The 19,765-nt window shown below is 71.1% G+C and carries 7 protein-coding genes; 5 read left to right on the forward strand and 2 right to left on the reverse strand.

Features of this window, described 5'->3' with window-relative positions; all coding sequences use genetic code 11:
- Nucleotides 1-131 precede the first annotated feature (131 nt).
- A complete protein-coding gene (locus WG209_RS12060; protein ID WP_337175294.1) occupies nt 132-806 on the reverse strand; it encodes a hypothetical protein in 675 nt (224 codons plus the stop codon).
- Nucleotides 807-1,112: 306 nt separating this feature from the next.
- Between WG209_RS12060 and WG209_RS12065 the strand changes: the two genes are divergently transcribed.
- From WG209_RS12065 to WG209_RS12085, 5 genes are all read left to right on the forward strand, one after another.
- Nucleotides 1,113-1,793, forward strand: a complete 681-nt coding sequence (locus WG209_RS12065) for a hypothetical protein (RefSeq protein ID WP_337175295.1) — start codon at nt 1,113-1,115, stop codon at nt 1,791-1,793.
- Entirely contained in the window at nt 1,778-3,226 is a 1,449-nt protein-coding gene (locus tag WG209_RS12070) for a DCC1-like thiol-disulfide oxidoreductase family protein (RefSeq protein ID WP_337175296.1), read from the forward strand. The genes WG209_RS12065 and WG209_RS12070 overlap by 16 nt, the downstream gene beginning before the upstream one ends.
- Nucleotides 3,227-3,233: 7 nt before the next feature.
- Nucleotides 3,234-3,581, forward strand: a complete 348-nt coding sequence (locus WG209_RS12075) for a hypothetical protein (protein WP_337175297.1) — start codon at nt 3,234-3,236, stop codon at nt 3,579-3,581.
- A 572-nt stretch (nt 3,582-4,153) separates the two neighbouring features.
- On the forward strand, nt 4,154-5,434 hold the full coding sequence (locus tag WG209_RS12080; protein ID WP_337175298.1) for a dipeptidase: 1,281 nt from the start codon (nt 4,154-4,156) through the stop codon (nt 5,432-5,434).
- Between the two features lie 519 nt (nt 5,435-5,953).
- Nucleotides 5,954-18,271: a putative Ig domain-containing protein gene (locus tag WG209_RS12085; RefSeq protein WP_337175299.1), complete on the forward strand. Its 12,318-nt coding sequence runs from the start codon at nt 5,954-5,956 to the stop codon at nt 18,269-18,271.
- 83 nt (nt 18,272-18,354) lie between these two features.
- On the opposite strand, the gene WG209_RS12090 is transcribed toward WG209_RS12085, so the two are convergent.
- Complete coding sequence (locus WG209_RS12090; protein ID WP_337175300.1) at nt 18,355-19,428, reverse strand: HEAT repeat domain-containing protein; 1,074 nt, start codon at nt 19,426-19,428, stop codon at nt 18,355-18,357.
- Nucleotides 19,429-19,765: the final 337 nt, after the last annotated feature.

The following is a 19,765-nucleotide window of genomic DNA, read 5'->3' on the forward strand; positions in this document are numbered from 1 at the left end:
TAGGTGCCGACGAAGGGCCCGGGGTTCCGATGTTCGGGGAGGACCCCCTTCGAAACGAACACGTCCGCCTGGCCTGGACAAGGCCTGGGGCGGACGTGTCGGATGGGCGACCCCGGGAGGGGCCGCCGCGATCAGGGCTGGATGCTCGCCGGCGGAGGGGCGGGGACGTCGTCGGGGATGATCGAGTCCACGGCGTCGTCGACGGCCGACCGCGAGGTCGGCTCGGGGGTGGCCGGGGTGGGATCGGCCGGCGGGGTGGAGCGGGCCGGGTTGGCGTCCGGGGTCGTCGTCGCGGGGGCGACGGCCGGGGCCTGGGCCGGGGCGGTGGTCGTCGCGGGGGCCGGGGCCGCCGTCGACGGGGCCTGGAGCGAGGCGTAGGGGGTCTCGTAGATCGGCATCGACGAGCCGAAGACCGGCGGCTCGTAGACCGTCCCGTAGCCGCCGCTGTAGCAGCCGCTGTAGCAGGACGAGTAGCACGACGAGTAGCAGCTCGTCTCGTAGCGGCGGTGGTGCTTCTTGAACAGGCCGCCGTGGAACAGCCGCTTCAGGAAGCAGCCCTTCCGCTCGCTGTAGCAGCTCGAGAAGGCCTCGCTGTAGCAGCTGTCGCTGTAGCAGCTCTCGCTGTAGCAGCCGCCGATGTAATCGGCCGAGGAGTAGCAGCCGCCGAAGCTCGTCGGCTCGTACGACGAGTAGCAGCCGCTGTAGCACGCGCTGCTGTAGCACGAGGGGACGTAAGCCACGTCCGCGTGCTTAAAGTGACAACCGAGGCCGCTGAGGGCCATCAGCATCACGACCGTCCCATGCATGTGTCGTCTCCCGTTGTCGATCGCTGGGCGGGACGAGGGCGCGCCCTCGCCATCTCCGCAGCCTGTGTGGTCACCTTGATCGATAATCTCTGTCCAGGCGGACGAAATTCTAATACGCACGCCGCGGGCCGGCAAAGGAAATTTGGCGGATTAGGGAACCAAGGCCGCCTGGGGAACATGGTCTTGCCGGATGGCGCGGTTGGCCGGGGCGAGGAGGGATCCGAGGGGGGTCCCGGCGGGAGTCGGTTATGATTGAGGGGCGGGGCCGCGTGGGGGCGGCCCCTCGGGACGGGAAGGGAGGCGCGCGTGGGAAGGAAGCCGGAGTTCCGAATGGGGCCGGGGGCCCCGGTCGCTGGGGCCGAGTCGGCCGCCGAGGTCGACCCGAGCGGCGAGTCCTCGCCGTGGCCGCCGTGGGCCCGACGCCTGGCGACGGTCGCGCTGGCGTTGCACGTCGCGGCGGTGGCGGGGGGGGCGCTGGGGGTGCCGCCTTCGTCGCGGCTCCAGCGATGGTTCGCGGACCTGTTCACCTGGCATCACGGGTTGTTCGACCAGGGCTACGCCTACCGCTACTACGCCGAGCCGCCTCCGACGCCGCTGGTGGTGGCGACCCTCCGCCGCGACAACGGCGAGGAGACGACGATCCGCCTCCCCGAGCGCGAGGTCGCCGGCCCGCCGATGCGCCGTCAGCGCCAGCTCGCGCTGGCCAACGCGCTGTTCGCCTCCAGCCGAGTTGGTCACGAGGGGCATGACCACGGGCACGACGGCGGCCCGCGCGAGTCGTGGCTGGCCCGGTCGTACGCGCGTCATCTCTGCCGGACGAACCCGGGGACGGAGTCGGTGACGCTGAAGCTGCAACAGCATCTCATCCCCCCGCCGGATCGGGTGCTGGAGGAGATGGAGGATACCGGGGGGCCGTTCGACCTGTTCGCCCCGTCGCTGTTCACCACGCCCCGATGGATCGGAGACTTCCCGTGCGACGGTTCCTGATCGACGCGGTCGACTACATCCGCTCGCTGGTGCTCGGCTTCGCCCGGGGCTGGTCGCGGTTCTTCTTCCTCCCCGCCGACCCGACGCCGCTGGGCCTGATCCGCGCGGCGGTGGGGCTGCTGGGCTTCTGGAGCATGTTCGTCATCGGCCTGGACCTGCACGCCTACCTGGGCTCGCAAGGTTGGACCGACGCGACGGGCGCCTACAACGCGATGCCCCCCTACGGGTGGTCTCTGTGGTTCTACGTCCCGGATTCGCTCCTGCGCGTCGCCTGGCTGGCCGCGCTCGGGGTGTTCGCGTCGATGACGGTAGGGCTGTTCAGCCGGACGACCTCGGTCATGGCGTGGATCATCATCGTCTCGACGGTGCGGCGGATCCCGATCGCGCTGTTCGGCTTCGACCAGATCCTCTCGACGCTGGCGCTGTACGTCGCGGTCAGCGGCGCGGCCGGTCAGGCGGTGTCGCTCGATCGCTTCCTCACGCGCTGGCGCGAGGCCCGCCGGAACGCGGCGATGGTCCGCCCGAAGGGCGCGCGGGTGGTCTCGCCGACGACCCCCGGCCGGCCCGAGCCCACGGTGTCCGCGAACATCGGGCTGCGGCTGATCCAGCTCCACCTGGCGTTCATCTACGGCATGGCCGGGCTGGCGAAGCTCCAGGGGCCGTCGTGGTGGACGGGGATGGCGCTCTGGGGGACGATGACCGCCGGCGAGTTCGCCGCGTTCAACTTCACCTGGCTCGCCGCCTGGCCGATGATCCTGAACGCCCTGACCCACGGCAGCCTGGCGCTGGAGATCGCCTACCCGGTGCTGGTCTGGTCCCGCGCGACCCGGCCCTTGATGATCGCCGGGGCGGTGCTGCTGCACCTGGGGATCGCCGTGGTGAGCCCGGGGCTGACCGAGTTCGGCCTGGCGATGATCGCGGCGAACCTGGCGTTCGCCTCCGGCGGCTGGCTGCGGACCCTGGCGGCGGGGCGCGAGGACGAGCAGCCGGCGATCCGCGTCCTGTTCGACGGGGCCTGCCCGAAGTGCCGCGCCTCGATGGCGGCGGCGACGGCCGCCGACCCGGACCGCGTCGTCGAGCCGATCGACCTCACGGCGGTCGACGTGACGACGATCCACCCGAGCCTCACGCACGAGAATTGCATGAAGGCCATGCACGTCGTCTCGCGGTCGGGCGGGGTGACGGCGGGCTACGACGCCGTCATGCGGCTCGGCGCCCGGCTGCCGCTGTTCCGCCCGCTGGCGATCGTCGGCATGTTGCCGGGGGTCGCCCACGTCGGGCGGATCGTGTACGATCGTATCGCGTCGTCGCGCCTGCGGGACGCGGCCTGCACGGACGACGTCTGCGGTCTCCATCCCCCGGCCTCGACCGGCGTCACGGCCTCCCCGGATCGCGACCCCGCCGCGGCCGAGGGCCGGTCGTCAAGGCGATGAGGGCAGCATGAAAACCGACGACAAACACCCCTCGCAGCCCGGCGCGGCCCCCCGCGCGGAGGCCCCCGCCGGCGCGAGGCTGTTCATCCACGAGCCCGGCTGGCGGATCACCATCAAGCGCGGCAGCGAGCGCGAATTCTGCCACATGATGGCCCCCGGCAAGGACTACTATCATCGCCTCCTCGACGGCGAGATCGTCCTGCAACACGACACCGAGCGCCTCTGCATGGCCTGCGCCGCCCGCCGAGGGGTCATCAGCCACGAGATGCGCCGACTCCCCGACGAGCCCCCCAAGCTGCTGGTCGAATCCGACGCCGAGACGATCCTCGTGCTTCGCCTCGACGAACCGAAGTGAGCCCCCGCGCGAGTTGGCTTCGTTCGCGCGCCGCCTTCACTCGCCGTTTCGCCACTAAGCCTTATCCGCAAATCCTTTAAGAACAAACAAGGTTGGCTTCGTTCGTCGAGTTCGAAGTACTTTTTCGCTCCGCGAGCGTGAAACGCGCGTCCCCTCTCCCCCCGGGAGAGGGTGGCCCGAAGGGCCGGGTGAGGGTCGTCGGATCGTGGAGATAGCGACGCCTCATGGCAGGCGCGCGACCGGCGCAGACCCCGAAGCGCGCGGACCCTCACCCGCCGCTGGCGCGGCTACCCTCTCCCGGGGGGAGAGGGGACGGAATTGGGCCGGATGCCCTTTATTCCAGCCGCGCGTGGATCGAGGTTGTTGGCCTCGCTTGCCCCTCGACTGCTTCCGGGTTGTCAAAGAGCGCCGCCATCAAACACACCCATGATCCGCGGGGGGATCGTCGGGATTTCAGGAATCCGGGAATGATTCCGGGAGGCGGGCGGTGCCGGGTCAACGGCTTGTCGCGTGAGGCGTCCGGGCCGACAATGGGCCCTTCGACCAACCGGGCGCGCTGGAGCGACGAGACGATGACGAGAGCGAAGTCGGCGGGACGGGGGATGGGCGTGGCGGTGGCGGTCGCGCTGGCGTGGGGGACGGCGGTCGGGGCGGGGGGGCCGACGAGGCCGGAGTTGCCCCCGGTCTCCGACCGCGCCCGCGCGGTCCACGACGCGGGGATGCTGTTCGACGGCCACAACGACTACCCCTGGCTGATCCGCGACGAAGGGGACATGGCGATGTCCCGGATCGACTTCGCCAGATCCGCCCCCGGCCAGACCGACATCCCCCGGCTTCGGAAGGGCGGCCTCAAGGCCCAGTTCTGGTCCGTCTACATCCCCAGCGACTACCCCAACCCGACCAGGACCGTGGTCGAGCAGATCGACTTCGTCCATCGCCTGATCGAGAAGTATCCCGACGACCTCCAGCTCGCTCTGACGGCCGACGACGTGGAGGCGGCGGTGAAGGCGGGCAAGATCGCCAGCCTGATCGGCATCGAGGGGGGCGTGGCGATCGACGACAGCTTCGCCGAGCTGCGAGCCTTCCACCGCCTCGGCGCGCGATACATGACGTTGACCCACAACAAGACCCTCGCCTGGGCCGACGCCGCGACGGACGAGCGCAAGCATGGCGGCCTGAACGAGTTCGGCGAGCGGGTCGTGGCCGAGATGAACCGGCTGGGGATGCTGGTGGACATCTCGCACGTCTCGGCCGAAACGATGGCCGACGTGCTCCGCGTGAGCAAGGCGCCGGTGATCGCCAGCCACTCCAGCGCCTTCGCCCTCTGCCCGGTCCCGCGCAACGTCCCCGACGACATCCTGTCCGGGCTGAAGGCCAACGGCGGCGTGGTGATGGTCAACTTCTACTCCGCCTTCCTCGTCCCCGACGCCCGGAAGAAGGCGGCCGACGCCAGGGCCGAGATCCGCAAGGCCCACCCCGACCGCGCCGAGGCGCGGGAGGCGATCGCCGAGTGGTTCCGGAACGAGCCGGGCGCGATCCGGGGGACCGTCGCCACGGTCGTCGACCACATCGACCACATCGTCAAGGTGGCGGGGATCGACCACGTCGGGATCGGATCGGACTTCGACGGCATCGACCTCTGGCCCGTCGGCCTGGACGACGCCTCCGACTACCCCCGGATCACCGAGGAACTCCTCCGCCGCGGCTACTCCGAGCCCGACATCCACAAGATCCTCGGCGGCAACGCCCTGCGGGCTCTCCGCCAGGCCGAGGTCGTCGCCCGCCAACTCCAGGCCGAGACCCCGCCGCAGGTCGACGACATCCGCCACAAGAACGCCAACCACGACGATTGATCCGGAGGATCGAGCCCCGACCGGCCCGCGATCGGGGCCTACGCACGCCCCCCATCGCTCGCCCCACTTCTTTCACGCGCGCCATCGGCCCCCCCATCTCGACGGCGCGAGTGCTTGTCCGATCCCACGCGCCCATCCCTTCCCCTGCTTCCACGCCTGATCAAAGCCGGACGCTCCACGGAGGGGCTACCATGCGCGACGATGCTCACGCCAACGACCGCGCCGTGTCGGCTCGCCCGGGGGTCGGCCGCGACGTCGCGCCTGATTGATTTCGTGACTTTATCCTTGACATCGCGCCGCCCCCAACGCAAACGTCTCTTGATCGACTTGAAATCGACGCGATCATTCAAGTTTTATTGACGACGCAGTCACGCTTATCAACACAAGCACCGTGCCCTGACGGCGACTCGATCGGCGTCGATGCAAGGCATGGGGCTTCACGCCGCGGCCGGATCGATCTCGCGCCCCGAGGATTGCGCCGTGGCTCGCGCCGAAACACCGATACACCGGGATTTCACCATGAATCGTCACGGCCGCGCCCAGGGTTCCGAGGACTTTCGGCGGCCTTCGAAACGGAGGGACCGGGCCCCGAAGCTCGGCGCGGAATCCCTGGAGCGAAGGATCCTCCTGCGCTCCCGGCCGTGGCTCGATTGGGCGCAGGTCGAGGCCCTGGGCGGGAGGGCCGGCGGCGGGTCGGCCTCGCCGGCCCCCACGCGGCTCGCCGGCTGGGCCGGCCGGCGCGGGGCCGCGGGCGTCGCCGAGGCGATCCAGGTCCCGGGCGGCCAGGGCGGGACGACCGCGGGGACGTTCATCCTGGAGGCGCGCCACGCGGCGTACCGGAACGAGGTCGGCGTCTTCGTCGTGGACGACGCCTCGGGGCGGATCGGCGACCTCCAGCCCGGCGACCGGGGCTACGCCGCCGCGGCGCTCTCGCGGGCCCAGGTCCTCTTCCATCGCCATCAGGAGGCCGGGGCCGTCGCGCGGGTGGAGCTGCCCGCCGGGGCTTATCTCGGGACGTACCTGGTCCAGAACGGGAGCAGCGAGGCGTTCCTGGCCAACTCGGGCCGTGGCCGACCCGGCCCTCGCGGCCGGGCGCCGGTGGTCTTCTTCTCGTTCGCCCGCGCCAACGCCGACCGCGTCGTCCACGTCCGCCGGCCCGGCGCCGACGTGCTGCTCATGGAGGATCTGTGGCGGGGGGGCGACCGCGACTTCAACGACGCGATCGTCCGGATGTCCTTCGACGCGGCCAACGCCGCGCCCGCCGCGAGCCTGGGCCTGGCGCGCGACACCGCGCGAGGCGGGGCGACCAATGACGACCGGATCACCGCCGACGCGTCGCTCGTCGGCTCGGTCTCCGATCCCGACGGCGACGCGATCCGGGCGCTTCGCCTGCGCCTGGACGGCGACGTCTCCTCCGTCGACGTGACCTGGGCGCTCCGAGGGGGCGGATTCGCCCTCGACCAATCCGCCCTGGAGGCCGCCCTCGGCCGTCCGATCCCCGACGGCCCGCGCGTCCTTCACGTGCAGGCCGAGGACGCGCGGGGGGCCTCGTCGCCTTGGGTCGAGCTGGCCTTCACGCTCGACACGACCCCGCCGCCGCTGACCCTGATGCTGGATCCGGCGTTCGATTCCGCGCCCGTCGGCGACGGCGAGACGCATCGCGAGGCGGTCCGCCTGATCGGCCGGACCGAGCCGGGGCTCCCGGTCGCGCTGGGGACGACCGGGCGGACCACCCTGGCCGACGCGACCGGCGCGTTCGCGTTCGACGACGTGCCACTCGCCGCGATCGGCGCGAACTCGTTCGTCGCGACCACCGACGACGTCGCCGGGAACGCGTCGGAGACGAGGCTCGACGTGACGAGGGGCGATTGCGGGTTCGACTCGCTCGCCGGCTGGACGATCGACGCGGGGGGCGGCGACGGCTCCGTCTCGCTCGAGGGGAGGCGGATCGTCCTGCGGGAGGGGACGTCGTTCCAGGTGCGGGCGAGCCGTTCGTTCGTCGTCCCCGCGACCCCCACGACGATCGAATTCCGGTACGAGGACCTGGACTTCGACGCGAGCGACCCGAGCTTCATCAACGACGCCTTCGAGGTGGCGATCCTCGGAGACAACGGCCGGGCCGTCGTCCCGACCTTCGTCTCGGGGCGCGACGCCTTTTACAACGTCACCGAGGGGCTGGATCCGGCCCTCGGGTCGGGCGTCGTCCGGGCGGGGACGACGGTGACGCTCGACGTCTCGGGCCTGATCCCGGGCTCGATCGCGACGCTGGAGTTCCGGCTCGTGAACAACGACGACGACTCCCGGACCAGCGTGGCGATCGCGTGCCTCGACGTCGACTGGGAGGCCGCCGCGGCCGGCGCGGGGCTCCTCGCGCCGACCTCCGCGACGGCCACGCCGCCGCGCTCGGCCGCGGGGGCGGGGGCGAGGGCGTCGGGCCGCGCGACGGCGGGCGCGTTCGCGACGAAGGCACTCGACGCCGGGCCCCCTCCCCAGACCGAGCTGGGAGACAGCATGCTCGGCCCGGACGGCTCGGTCACGTTCACGACCAGCGAGGACTTCCTGCTCGGCGACCTGTTCAACCTCGACGCCGTCGAGGTCCAGGGGCAGATTCAACTCCTCCCCGGCGGCGAGACCGTCACCTATCCGTTCATCTGGGTATCCAACAGCGCCGAGGGCACGGTCTCCCGATTCGACACCCGGACCGGGCAAGAGGTCGGCCGCTATCGCACGGGGGGGACCGGGAACGACCCCTCGCGCGTGGCCGTGACCGGGAGCGGGGACGCCTGGGTCGCCAACCGGGGCGGGGCGGGGACCGTCGTGAAGATCCTGCTCGACGGCTTCATCGACCGCAACGGCAACGGCGTGGTCGACACGAGCCGGGATCTCGACGGGGACGGGCGGATCACCGGCCAGGAGATCCTCCCCTGGGACGCCAACGGCGACGGCCAGCCGGACGACGAGCGGATCGCCATGGTCTTGACCATCGGCGGCGGCCCCCGCGGGCTGGCGATCGACGCGAACGACAAGCTCTGGGTCAGCTCCTACAGCGGCGCTCGTGAGTTCGTCGTCTTCGACAACGAGACCGGGGTCCGGGAGGCCGTCGTCCCGACGGGATACGGCTCCTACGGGGCGGTGATCGACGCCAACGGCCAGCTCTGGAGCGCCACCTCCGGGGGGGGCTCCACCCTCGTCCACATCGACACGAACACGCGATCCTTCGTCGAGACGGTCCAGGTGGCGTCGGCCTACGGGATCACCGTCGACAACGACGGGATCGTCTGGACCTCGCCCTGGAGCGGCGGGGTCCTGTCCCGATACGACCCCGCCACCCGCGAGTTGACGACCTACAACATCCCCGCGACGTCCGGCGGCGGCATCACGGTGGACCGCCAGGGGAACGTCTGGTTCGGCACCGCGAACTCCAACCGCGTCTGGAAGTTCGTCTTCGACTCCGACCGCAAGACCTTGCTGCGGAGCGAATTCGTGACGGTCGGCGTGAACCCGAAGTCGGCCTCCATCGACGCGGACGGGTACCTCTGGACGGTCGCCCTGGGATCGAACGCCGCCTACAAGATCGACACCGTCACGAACACGGTCGTCGACGGCTGGCCGGTGCCGACGGGAGCGGGGCCGTACAACTACAGCGACATGACCGGGGCGGTGCGGCTGACCGTGACCGGCCGATCCGGGACGTGGACCGAGGTCGTCGACGGCGGCCGGGCGGGCGTCCCCTGGGCGGGCGTCGCCTTCGACGCGGACGCGCCGGAGTTCACGACCGCGAACCTGCGCGTCCGCGCCTCGGACGACCGCGATCGGCTGGCGAGCCGGCCATGGATCGAGGTCGACTCCGGCGCGGCGCTCGCCGGCGTCTCGGGCCGATACCTGGAAGTCCAGGCGCGACTCGGCTCGTCGAGCCCGGCGGCCAACGCCGCCATCCGGGAGGTGACGGCGCGATCCGTCCCCCTCCCCACGGTGGAGGTCCTGGCGCCGGCCGACCGCGCGAGGCTGGCGGCGGGGGGCGCGATCGTGATCTCCGGGATCGCCGGCGCCGGCCGGCCGATCCTGGCGGACGGCTCGCGCTACCCGAACGCGATCACGCTGGTCACCGTGAACGGCAAGCCGGTCGACGCCCTGGACGCCGCGGGGCGCTTCTTCCTGCGGGCCGACGTCCTCCCCGGCGACAACGTGTACACGATCGTCGCCCATGATCTGCACGGCCAGACGATGACCACCACGCTGACGGTGGAAGGGACGCAGGCAGGGGGCGTCGACTTCTCCTTGCTCTCGGACGTCTCGGCGAGCTTCGGCGTCGACTACGCCCGGACGTCATACCGGCGCGGGGAGGCGACGCTGCACGCCGACGTCGCCGTGAAGAACGTGGGCCGGTACGCCGTGACGACGCCGCTGTACGTCGCGATCGCCAACCTGAGCGACCCGACGGTCGCGCCCCTGGACGCCGACGGCCATACCCCGGACGGCCTGCCGTATTACGACGTCAGCGCCCTCGTCGCCGGGGGGCGGCTGGAGGCGGGCCGGACGGCCGACCCGTTCACCTTCTCGTTCCTGAACCCCGGCGCGATCCAGTTCGACTACGACCTGCGCTTCTTCGGCCTGCTCAATCGGGCCCCCGTCGTGACGACCGTGCCGGCGATCGAGGCGCTCGTCGGGAGGTCGTACCGCCACGACGTCGACGCGAGCGACCCCGACGGCGACCCGGTCTCGTTCCGGCTCGTGATCGCGCCGGTCGGCATGACGATCGACCCGGCGACGGGGGTGATCGGCTGGACCCCGGCGGAATCCGACCTGGGGACGCACGGGGTCGTCGTCCGCGCCGACGACGGTCGCGGGGGCTGGACGGAGCAGGCGTTCGACGTCGTGGCGATCGTCCCGCCGCCGAACCGCCCCCCCGTCTTCGCCTCGCTCCCGCGGACCGACGCCACGATCGGCGCCCGCTACGAGTACGCCGCCGCGGCCCTCGACCCCGACTTCGACGCGCTGACGTTCTCGCTCGTCGCCGGCCCGGCCGGCATGACCGTCCACCCTGCCACCGGCGTCGTCTCCTGGACGCCCCGCGCCGGCCAGCAGGCCGAGGTCGTCCTGCGCGTCCGCGACGGCCGGGGCGGCGAGGCCGACCAGTCGTTCACCCTCTGCGTCTTGCAGGCGCCCGGAAACCACGCGCCGGTGATCGTCAGCCGGCCGGTCGTCTCGCTCACCGGGGCGAATCCCTGGTCCTACTCCTATCTGGTCCAGGCGGTCGACCCGGACGGCGACACGCTCGCCTATTCGCTCTCGCAATCGCCCGCCGGGATGACGATCGATCCGCGAAGCGGCGCGATCGCCTGGAGCCCCAGCGCCGGCGACCTAGGGGCCTCCATCCCGGTCCTCGTCCGGGTCGAGGACGGTCGAGGGGGCTCCGACGAGCAGGGTTTTACAATCGAGGTCGTGCAAGGTAGTGGCGAGATCCACGGCGCGAAGTGGGATGACCGTGACGGTAACGGCGTGCGGAATGGCCGAAATCTGGTCACGAACTTCGACTTCGAGATGGGATATACAGGATTTCGGACAGATCTCGTCGAGGCAACAACTCTAGGGCCGCCGGGCGTGTTCGCCATCGGGCAAGATCCGTCGCATTTCCATGGTGCATGGGGCTCTTTCAGGGACCACACCAGCGGGACCGGCTTGATGATGATCATCAACGGCCAGACGGCCTCGCGCGGAATCGTCTGGGAGCAGGATTTTTCAGTCCAGGCTCGGACAGACTACACCTTCAGCCTCTGGGCCGCCTCATCCAATCCGGATTCACCCGCGCGACTTCAGTTCTACGTCAACGGCCAGATGATCGGGGAGGATCTCGAGCTCTCCAGCGAGGTCGGCCGGTGGCGGAACCTGCGGGCCACCTGGTCTTCCGATGAGGACGAGATTGCCACGATCACGATCCGCAACTATGTCGATGCATACGGCGGCAACGACTTCGTGCTCGACGACATTTCCTTCGCGACGACCGGAGTCTCGGAATCAGGGCTTGCCGATTGGACCATATTCCTCGATCAGAATCAGAACAGCCGACTTGATCCGGGTGAGATGACCACTGTCACCGATGCAAATGGAGAATACACTTTTACGGGGCTGACGCCGGGGACGTATTACGTTCGGGAATTGGAACAACTCGGATGGTCGCAGACATACCCCGTCAGTCCTCGGTCACACGTCGTCACCATCACCGACGATCAGGTTGTCTCCGGCATCGATTTCGGCAACCGGCAAACAGGAGACGTGTCGAACAACAACCCGGCATTCATCGACCCACCCCCGGTTGAGATCGCCACGGCCGGTACACTCTATCGCTTCGATATCGCCGCGAGTGATCCAGACGGCGATCCGCTCTCCTTCGACCTCCCCGCCGCCCCCGCGGGGATGACGGTCCACCCGACGCTCGGCGTGGTCGTCTGGACGCCGACGGCGGACCAGGTGGGCGAGCATCCGGTGGTCCTCCGCGTGCGGGACGATCGCGGGGGCGTGGCGATCCGGTCGTTCACGGTGACGGTCTCCGCGGCCAACACCGCGCCCGTCGTCGGCTCGACGCCGCCGGGGCCGGCGACGGCGGGGCTGCCGTATCGGTACGCGATCGCCGCCCAGGACGCCGAGGGGGAGGCGACGACGTTCGCCTTCGACGGGCAGCCGCCGGCCGGCATGACGCTCTCCGCCGACGGCGTCCTGGAATGGCCGTCGGCCGGGGCCGCGGGCGATTATCCGGTGGTCGTCGTGGTGACCGACGCCCGGGGGGCCTGGTCGCGGCACGCCTTCACGCTGAAGGTCGCGCCCGCCGGCTCGCCGAACGCGGCGCCGTCGGCGAGGGTGGACGCGCGGACGACGGCCCAGGCGGGGCGGCCCTACGTCGCCTTGGTCAGGGCCTCCGACCCGGACGGCGACCCGCTCTCGTACGCGCTGATCGGCCAGCCCGAGGGCATGACGATCGACGCGGCGGGCGTGATCACGTGGACGCCCGCGGCCGCCCAGGTCGGGGGCTTCGACGTCGAGGTCAAGGTTAGCGACGGCCGCCCCGGCGGCGAGGTCATCCGCGCGTTCCGCGTCGACGTGACGACCCAGGGCGTCAACTCACCGCCCCGCGTGACGTCCCTCCCGAGGCTGGCGGCGACCGTGGGGACGACCTACGCGACGACGCTCCGGGGGAGCGACCCCGACGGCGACCCGGTCTCGTTCCGCCTCGTCTCCGCCCCGCGCGGGATGTCGCTCGACCCCGACACCGGGGCGATCCGATGGATCCCCGCGGGAGACCAGCTCGGGCCCCACGAGGTCGTCGTGGAGGCGGTCGACCCGTTCCTGGCGGCCTCGCCGCAACGGTTCGTGGTGGTCGTCGCCTGCGCCAACCAGGGGCCGACGATCACCTCGCGCCCGCCGACCGAGGCCTGGCCGGGCGACCCCTACCTCTACGCCGTCCGGGCGGACGACCCGGAAGGCGACCCCCTGGCGTTCGAGCTGCTGGCCGGCCCCTCCGGCATGACGATCGACGCCGCCTCGGGCGTCGTCCGCTGGACCCCGGCGGCGGACCAGGCCGGACGATCGTTCGCGGTCCTGATCCGCGTCGACGACGGCCTGGGAATCCCCGCGGTCCAGTCGTTCACCGTGGCGACGGCGACGACCCCGCGGAACCGGCCGCCGGTCTTCGAGTCGCGCCCGGGCGCTTTCGTCGTGGTCGGCGAGACCTACTCTTACGTCGCGCGGGCGATCGACCCGGAGGGCCTGCCGACGCGGTTCGAGCGGGGCTCCTACTTCCCCGCCGGGATGACGATCGACCCCGCCACCGGGGCCGTCTCGTGGCGGACGTCCGCGGCCGACCTGGGTTCCCATGTCGTGACGATCGTCGCGGTCGACGCCGGCGGCGCCCGCGCCGCGCAGAGCTTCCTCCTCGAGGTTCGGGAGAACCGGGCGCCCACGCTCGGCGCCGCGGCCGACCCGGGGCCGGCGACCGCCGGGACGGTCTTCCGCCACGACGTCCGGGCGACCGACCCCGATGGCGACGCGCTGGCCTACGTCCTGCTCGCCGGGCCGGCCGGCATGACCGTCGACGGGCTGGGCCGGATCGCCTGGACGATCCCGGTGGCCGCGCGCGGCGAGTTCCCCGTCAAGGTCGCCGCCCGCGACCCGCGCGGCGCCGAGGTCGTCCGGTCGTTCGTGCTGTCGGTCCGGCCCGACGTGGACGCCCCTCGGGTCGTGGTCTTCGCGACGCCGGACTCGGTCAATCCCGGCACTCGCGTCGCCGTGCGCGTGGTCGCGACCGACGACGCTCGCGTCGAGTCGCTCTCCCTGACGGTGGGCGGCCGGCCCGTCGCCCTCGGGGCGGACGGCGCGGCGAGCCTGGTGATGGACGCCGTCGGTGCTTTCGACGTCGTCGCCACGGCGGTCGACCCGTCGGGCAACGTCGGCCGCGCGGCGACGACGATCGTGGTGGTCGACCCGTCCGCGGCGAACGGGCCCTCGACCGGGACGAACCCGCCGCCGAACCCCGGCGGGGCCGACCCCTCGGACCGCCGCGCGCCGACGGTCGTCATCACGAGCCCGGCGTTCGAGGCGAGCGTCTCCGGAAGGACTCCCATCATCGGCACGGTCGACGACCCGGAGGACCGCCTCTGGTACTACCGCGTCCTGTACGCCCGGGTGGACGCCGTCGACCTGACGCGCGTCGACCTCTCCGACCCCGACTGGACGCTCCTGCGCCAGGCGACCGGCGAGGTCCACGGCGGGGAACTGGCCGTCCTCGACCCGACGCACCTCCCCCGGGATCCCCACGCCGTCGTCGTCGCGGCCTACGACCGGAACGGGCAGGGGTACGTCGCGGGCGTCACGGTCAACGTGGAGGGGGGGCTCCTCCTCGGCAACTATCAGTTCGAGACGACCGACCTCCAGGTCCCGCTCGCCGGGATCCCGATCACCGTCACTCGCTCCTACGACACGCTGAACGCCGGGCGCGAGGGGGACTTCGGCCACGGCTGGTCGCTCGGCGTCCAGGACGCGCGGATCCTGGAGACCATCCCCGCCGGCCAGGACTACGTGGCCGGGAGGACCAAGGTGTACCTCACGTCCCCGGACGGCCGCCGGATCGGCTTCACGTATCAGGAAAGGTTGGTCGGCGCCTCCTTCTTCGGCGGGGTCGTCGAGCCCTACTTCGTCCCCGACCCGGGCGTCTACGAGACGCTCGCCGTCCCGGAGGGCCGGATCGGGCGGGGGGGGATCGTCGGCGCGCTCTCGGGGCCGTTCAACCCGGACATCTTCATCCTGACCAGCAAGGACGGGATGAAGTACACCTACGACCAGTCCGCCGGCCTCCGCCGGATCGACGACCTGAACGGCAACCACGTCACCTTCTCGGACCAGGGGATCCGGCACTCCTCCGGGGCCCGCGTCGAGTTCGCCCGCGACCACCGAGGCCGCGTCTCCTCCATCGTCCAGTTCGGCATCGACGGGGCCCGGACGGGGGGCGTCATCCGCTACGAGTACGACGCGGCCGGCGACCTCCGCGCCGTGACCGACCAGGAGGGGCTCGCGACCAGGTACGAGTATCGGGCAAGCCCCCGGCACTACCTCGACCGGGCGATCGACGCCCGCGGCGTCACCGTCCTCCGGGTCGAGTACGAGCCGATCCCGGAGACGCCGGGCGCCCTCCGCTACGTGGCCCTCAGGGACGCCCTGGGGAACGTCGTCGGCCGGAACGACTACTCGGGGCTAGACGCCCGGACCGCCGTCGTCCGGGACGCCAACGGCAACGAGACGACGCTCGTTTACGACGACCGCGGCAACGTCCTGCGCCAGACCGACCCGCTCGGCAACGTCACCGTCCGCTCCTACGGCGACGCCAGGAACCCGGACCTGGAGACGCGGATCGTCGACGCCCGCGGTTACATCGTCGATCGCGATTACGACGCCCGGGGGAACCTCGCCAGGATCGTCGAGCGCGGCACGGCCGCGGCGCCGTTCGCCACGCCCGTCGTCACCACGTTCGCCCACGACGACCGCAACAACCTCCGATCGACCACCAACGCCCTGGGCCAGACGACGACCTTCGCCTACGACTCGCGGAACAACCTGCTGACGATCGTGAACGCCGTGGGGGACGCCTCGCGTTTCACCTACGACGGCCTCGGCCGCAAGAAGACCTTCACCGACTTCAACGGCAACACGAGCCTCTTCGAGTACGCCTCCGAGGACTGCGGCTGCGTCAACCCGCGCAAGATCACCCACGCCGACGGGACCTATCAGACCTACGCGTACAACCAGTTCGGGCAGGCGACCGAGGAAGCCTCGTACGAGGCCGACGGGACGCTCGTCGAGATCACGACCACGACCTACGACGCCGTCGGCCGCGTGATCCAGGAGGTGAGGGGGATCGGCGCCGGCCGGATCGTCACGCGGAAGGTCTACGACGGGAACCTGCTCGACTATGAGATGGTCGTGAACCCGGCCTCGCCCAACGAGACGCCGGCCACGCCCGTCTCGGAGCGCCGGGGCCGGATCACCGACTACGATTACGACGCCAACGGGCGGCTGATCCGCCAGGTCAACCCGGACGGCGGCGTCATCGAGTTCCGCTACGACGCCCAGGGGAACCGCGTCCTGCTCCGCGACCCCGTCGGCAACGTCACGACCTGGACCTACGACGCCTCGAACCGGGTCGTCGAGGAGCGCGACCCCTTCTACTGGGCGTCGCGCGGGCTGACGAACCTGGACGCCATCGTGGCGGCCAACCGCCTCCCGAGCGGCGCCGACCTCGCCGCGAACCGGGGGGCCGCGCACGTCACCGCCCGCGGTTACGACGCCATGGGGAACGTGGTCGAGATCATCGACCGCAACGGCCGCCGCCGCGAGTTCTCGCACGACCACGCCGGCCGGACGACCGAGGAGCGCTGGCACGACGCCGGGACCGACGCCCTGGTCCGCTCCATGACCTGGCGTTACGACACGCTGGGGAACCTGCTGGAGGCCGGCGACCCCGACAGCCATTACACCTACACCTACGACACGTTGAACCGCGTGACGGCAGTCGACAATGCCGGCACGCCGGGCGCCCCGCGCGTGGTGCTGACCCACGCCTACGACAGGCAGGGGAACGTCGTCTCGACCTCGGATAATTCCGGGGTGACCGTCTCGTCCGAGTACGACGCCCGCAACCGCCTGTCCGTCCGGAAGTGGCATGACGCCGCGATCCCGGCCGGCGAGACGGCCGACGTCGACCCGATCCGCGTCGACTTCCGCTACAACGCCGCGAGCCGCCAGACGCTCCTCGAACGCTTCTCCGGCCTCGGCCGCTCGACGCCCGCCGGCAAGACCGTGACGACCTACGAGACGACCGGCCAGGTCGACAAGCTGACCCACCTCGACGCCGTCGACGCGATCCTCGCCGCCTACGACTATGATTACGACTTCGGCGGCCTGGTCGTCGGCGAGGCGCGGGGCCATCGAGACCCGCGCCACAACCAGACGATCACCTACGCCTACGACCTCAGCGGCCAGCTCATCAACGCCGACTTCGACACCCAGCCCGACGAGCGGTTCGTCTACGACCTGAACGGCAACCGCGTCCGCTCCAAGAACGGCGCCGCGACCACCGCCTATACGACCGGGACCGCGAACCAGCTAACGAGCGACGGCACGCACCGTTACGAGTACGACGGGGAAGGGAACCTGGTCCGCAAGACGGTGATCGCGACGGGGGCGACGACGGTCTACAGGTACGACCACCGCAACCGGCTGACCGACGTCGAGGAGGGTTCCGTCCCGGGAGGCACCCAGGGGGCCCACGTCTCTTATCGCCATGACGCGCTGGATCGCCGGATCCGGACCGTCACGCGACCCGGCGGGGGCGGTCAAGTCGCGCCGTCCACGATCTGGACCACGTACGACGCCGGACGGATCCACGCCGACCACGACGGGACTGGGGCCACGACATCCCGGTTCTTCCAAGCGGGATCCGCCGCGGACGGCCCCGCCGCGGTCTGGGACGCGTCGGAAGGCTTGATCCACTACCTGAAGGATCGACTCGGGACGGTCCGGGGCGTCACGGACGCGTCCGCGAGCCCGATCGACGTGATCGGCTACGCCGCCTTCGGGCGAGTGATCTCGGCGGTCGACGCCGCAGGGTCGGATCGGACGAGGTTCACGGGGCGAGTCCTCGACGATAGCACGGGCCTCCAGCACCATTCGAGCCGATACTACGACGCGGCGCTCGGCCGATGGACGCAGCGGGACCCGATCGGGTTCGGAGGGGGCGACGTCAACCTCTATCGCTACGTCGCGAATTCGCCGATGAACGGGACCGACCCCACCGGCCGCTCGGTGATGGTCGAGTCCATCGGTCAGATCATGACCATGCTCGACTCGCCCGCGCTCGCGGCGGCCGGCTTCGCCCACGGATTCTCGGTCGGCACGTTTCGATTCATGGCCCACTTCCTCTCGACGGGGAGCCAGGCCGCGGCGATGGATCTTCTCATGCGAGATCTCTCGCACCTACTGGATTTCGAGTGGGCGTTGAGCGCCGTCGATGCAAGCCTCTCGTTCATCCCGGTGGTGGAGCAGATTCAGCCGCTGGGCGTAATCGGGACGTATATTGGGGGGTACAACCCCATCGAAAGGGCGCAGGAGGCCTTGATCCAGATCGTCTCGGAGGCGATGCAAGTGGAGGCCAGGAACGCCATCGGAATCCTCAAGGGGATCCACGCCGCGCCTCCCCCCGGCCCCGTCATCGGCGATGGGCTCAGCGACTTCGTCGAGTCTTTCGGCGGCCTGATAAACGGGATACGGTTCTTCATCAGGATGTTCACGTGACCCCATGCCCCGGGGACCTGCTCCCTGGATGTGACAACGGCGACGCCTCGGTACACTTCGCGGCCCCATCGCGTTGCGCCGCGTTACCCCCGGACCGGCACCGGGGGAGGCGGCGGGACGCGGTCGGGGAGCGGTTCGTCGTCGAAGGGCTCGTCGTCCAGAGATGGGGGTTCGAGGGGGAGGGGGTCGAGCTGGGTCGACCGGCTGGGCTGCCAGGCGGGAGGCCGGGGAGCGGGAGGGGTCGGGACGGCGCGCGTGGTGGGCGTAGCGGGCCTGGAGGACGCGGGGGGGAGCGGGTCGACGCGGGACTCGATGACGGTCTCGGTCGGCGTGGCGGCGACGGCGGCGGATGTCGCGCGGGCGGCGTGGAGCGCCTGGGCGGCGGCGTCGCGGACGGCGTCCTTCTTCTCGTAGACCACGGCGCGGCCCAGGACGGCCTCGGCCTCCGGGCCGCCGATCCGGCCGAGGGCCGTCGCGGCGGCGACGCGGACGCCCGAATTCCAGTCGTTCTTGAGGGCGTCGACCAGCGGCGCGACGCCGCGCGGGTCGCCCAGCAAGCCGAGCGATTCCGCCGCCTCGCGCCGGGTGCCGCCGTGATAGCTCTGGAGCCGTTGCGCCGCCAGGGCGACCGGATCGAGCGGGTCGACGGGCGCCGCGACGACCACCGGCTCCTCCACCACGACCATCGGCGGCGGCGCGGCGACGACCGCCGGGCCGACCACCATCGGCGGCGAGGCCACGACGACGCGCGACGGCGCCGTCATCCGCGCGAGCGGCGCGGCGACGGCCGCGCCGGTCAGCGCGCCGATGCCGAACGACAGCAACGGGTCGGGGCCCGATCGCGGCGGCGGGCCGAACCAGTGCCCATGATGTCCCCCGCCGAAGCCGGGACCGGGGCGGGGCCCGGGACGGAAGCCGGGTGCGGCCGAGGCGTGGACCGATCGCTCCAGCGTCCCGCCCGGCCGGCTGATCGAGAGTTGACGGTCGATCTGCCCGCCCCCTCGGCTCGCCGAGAAGTGGCGTTCGATCGTCCGCCCGCCGGGGCCGGTGACGGAGACGCTACGCTCGCGGCTCCCCCCCTGCGCCCGGGCGTCCGGCAACCCGACCAAGCCCAGGCCGACGCACCCACCCAGGACGAGAACTCGCCATCGGTCCAAGGCCCACCTCCCTGCTCGCGGGGCGTCGCCGTCGCCGTCGCCATCCGTGCGGTATCGACCTTCGACCGGATCGCCCTCCGGGATTTTCCCCGGCCCGGCGATTTTGGGAAGCTCAATCAGCGGGACTCGCGACCGCGGCGCTCCCACTCTCCTCTCATGGCGGTCTGGGGGGAACGGATGCCATGAGAAGTCCATGCCCCTTCTCCCCTCGTGGTGCTCTGTCGAAAAGAGGCCGTAGAGGCTCAGGCGGCCGGGGCCGGGCCGGTGCCCGGAGAGGCGCGGGCGGCGTCCCGTTCGCGCCTCTCCGCATCGCCGACGAGCAGCAGGACGTCGTGGA

Origin of the sequence: Paludisphaera sp. (assembly GCF_037189885.1) — a bacterium.
Lineage (GTDB): Bacteria > Planctomycetota > Planctomycetia > Isosphaerales > Isosphaeraceae > Paludisphaera.

Coding starts and splice junctions, on each gene's coding strand:
- WG209_RS12060 (WP_337175294.1), bottom strand. CDS start 806: ATGCATGGGACGGTCGTGATGCTGATGGCCCTCAGCGGCCTCGGTTGT.
- WG209_RS12075 (WP_337175297.1), top strand. CDS start 3,234: ATGAAAACCGACGACAAACACCCCTCGCAGCCCGGCGCGGCCCCCCGC.
- WG209_RS12080 (WP_337175298.1), top strand. CDS start 4,154: ATGACGAGAGCGAAGTCGGCGGGACGGGGGATGGGCGTGGCGGTGGCG.
- WG209_RS12085 (WP_337175299.1), top strand. CDS start 5,954: ATGAATCGTCACGGCCGCGCCCAGGGTTCCGAGGACTTTCGGCGGCCT.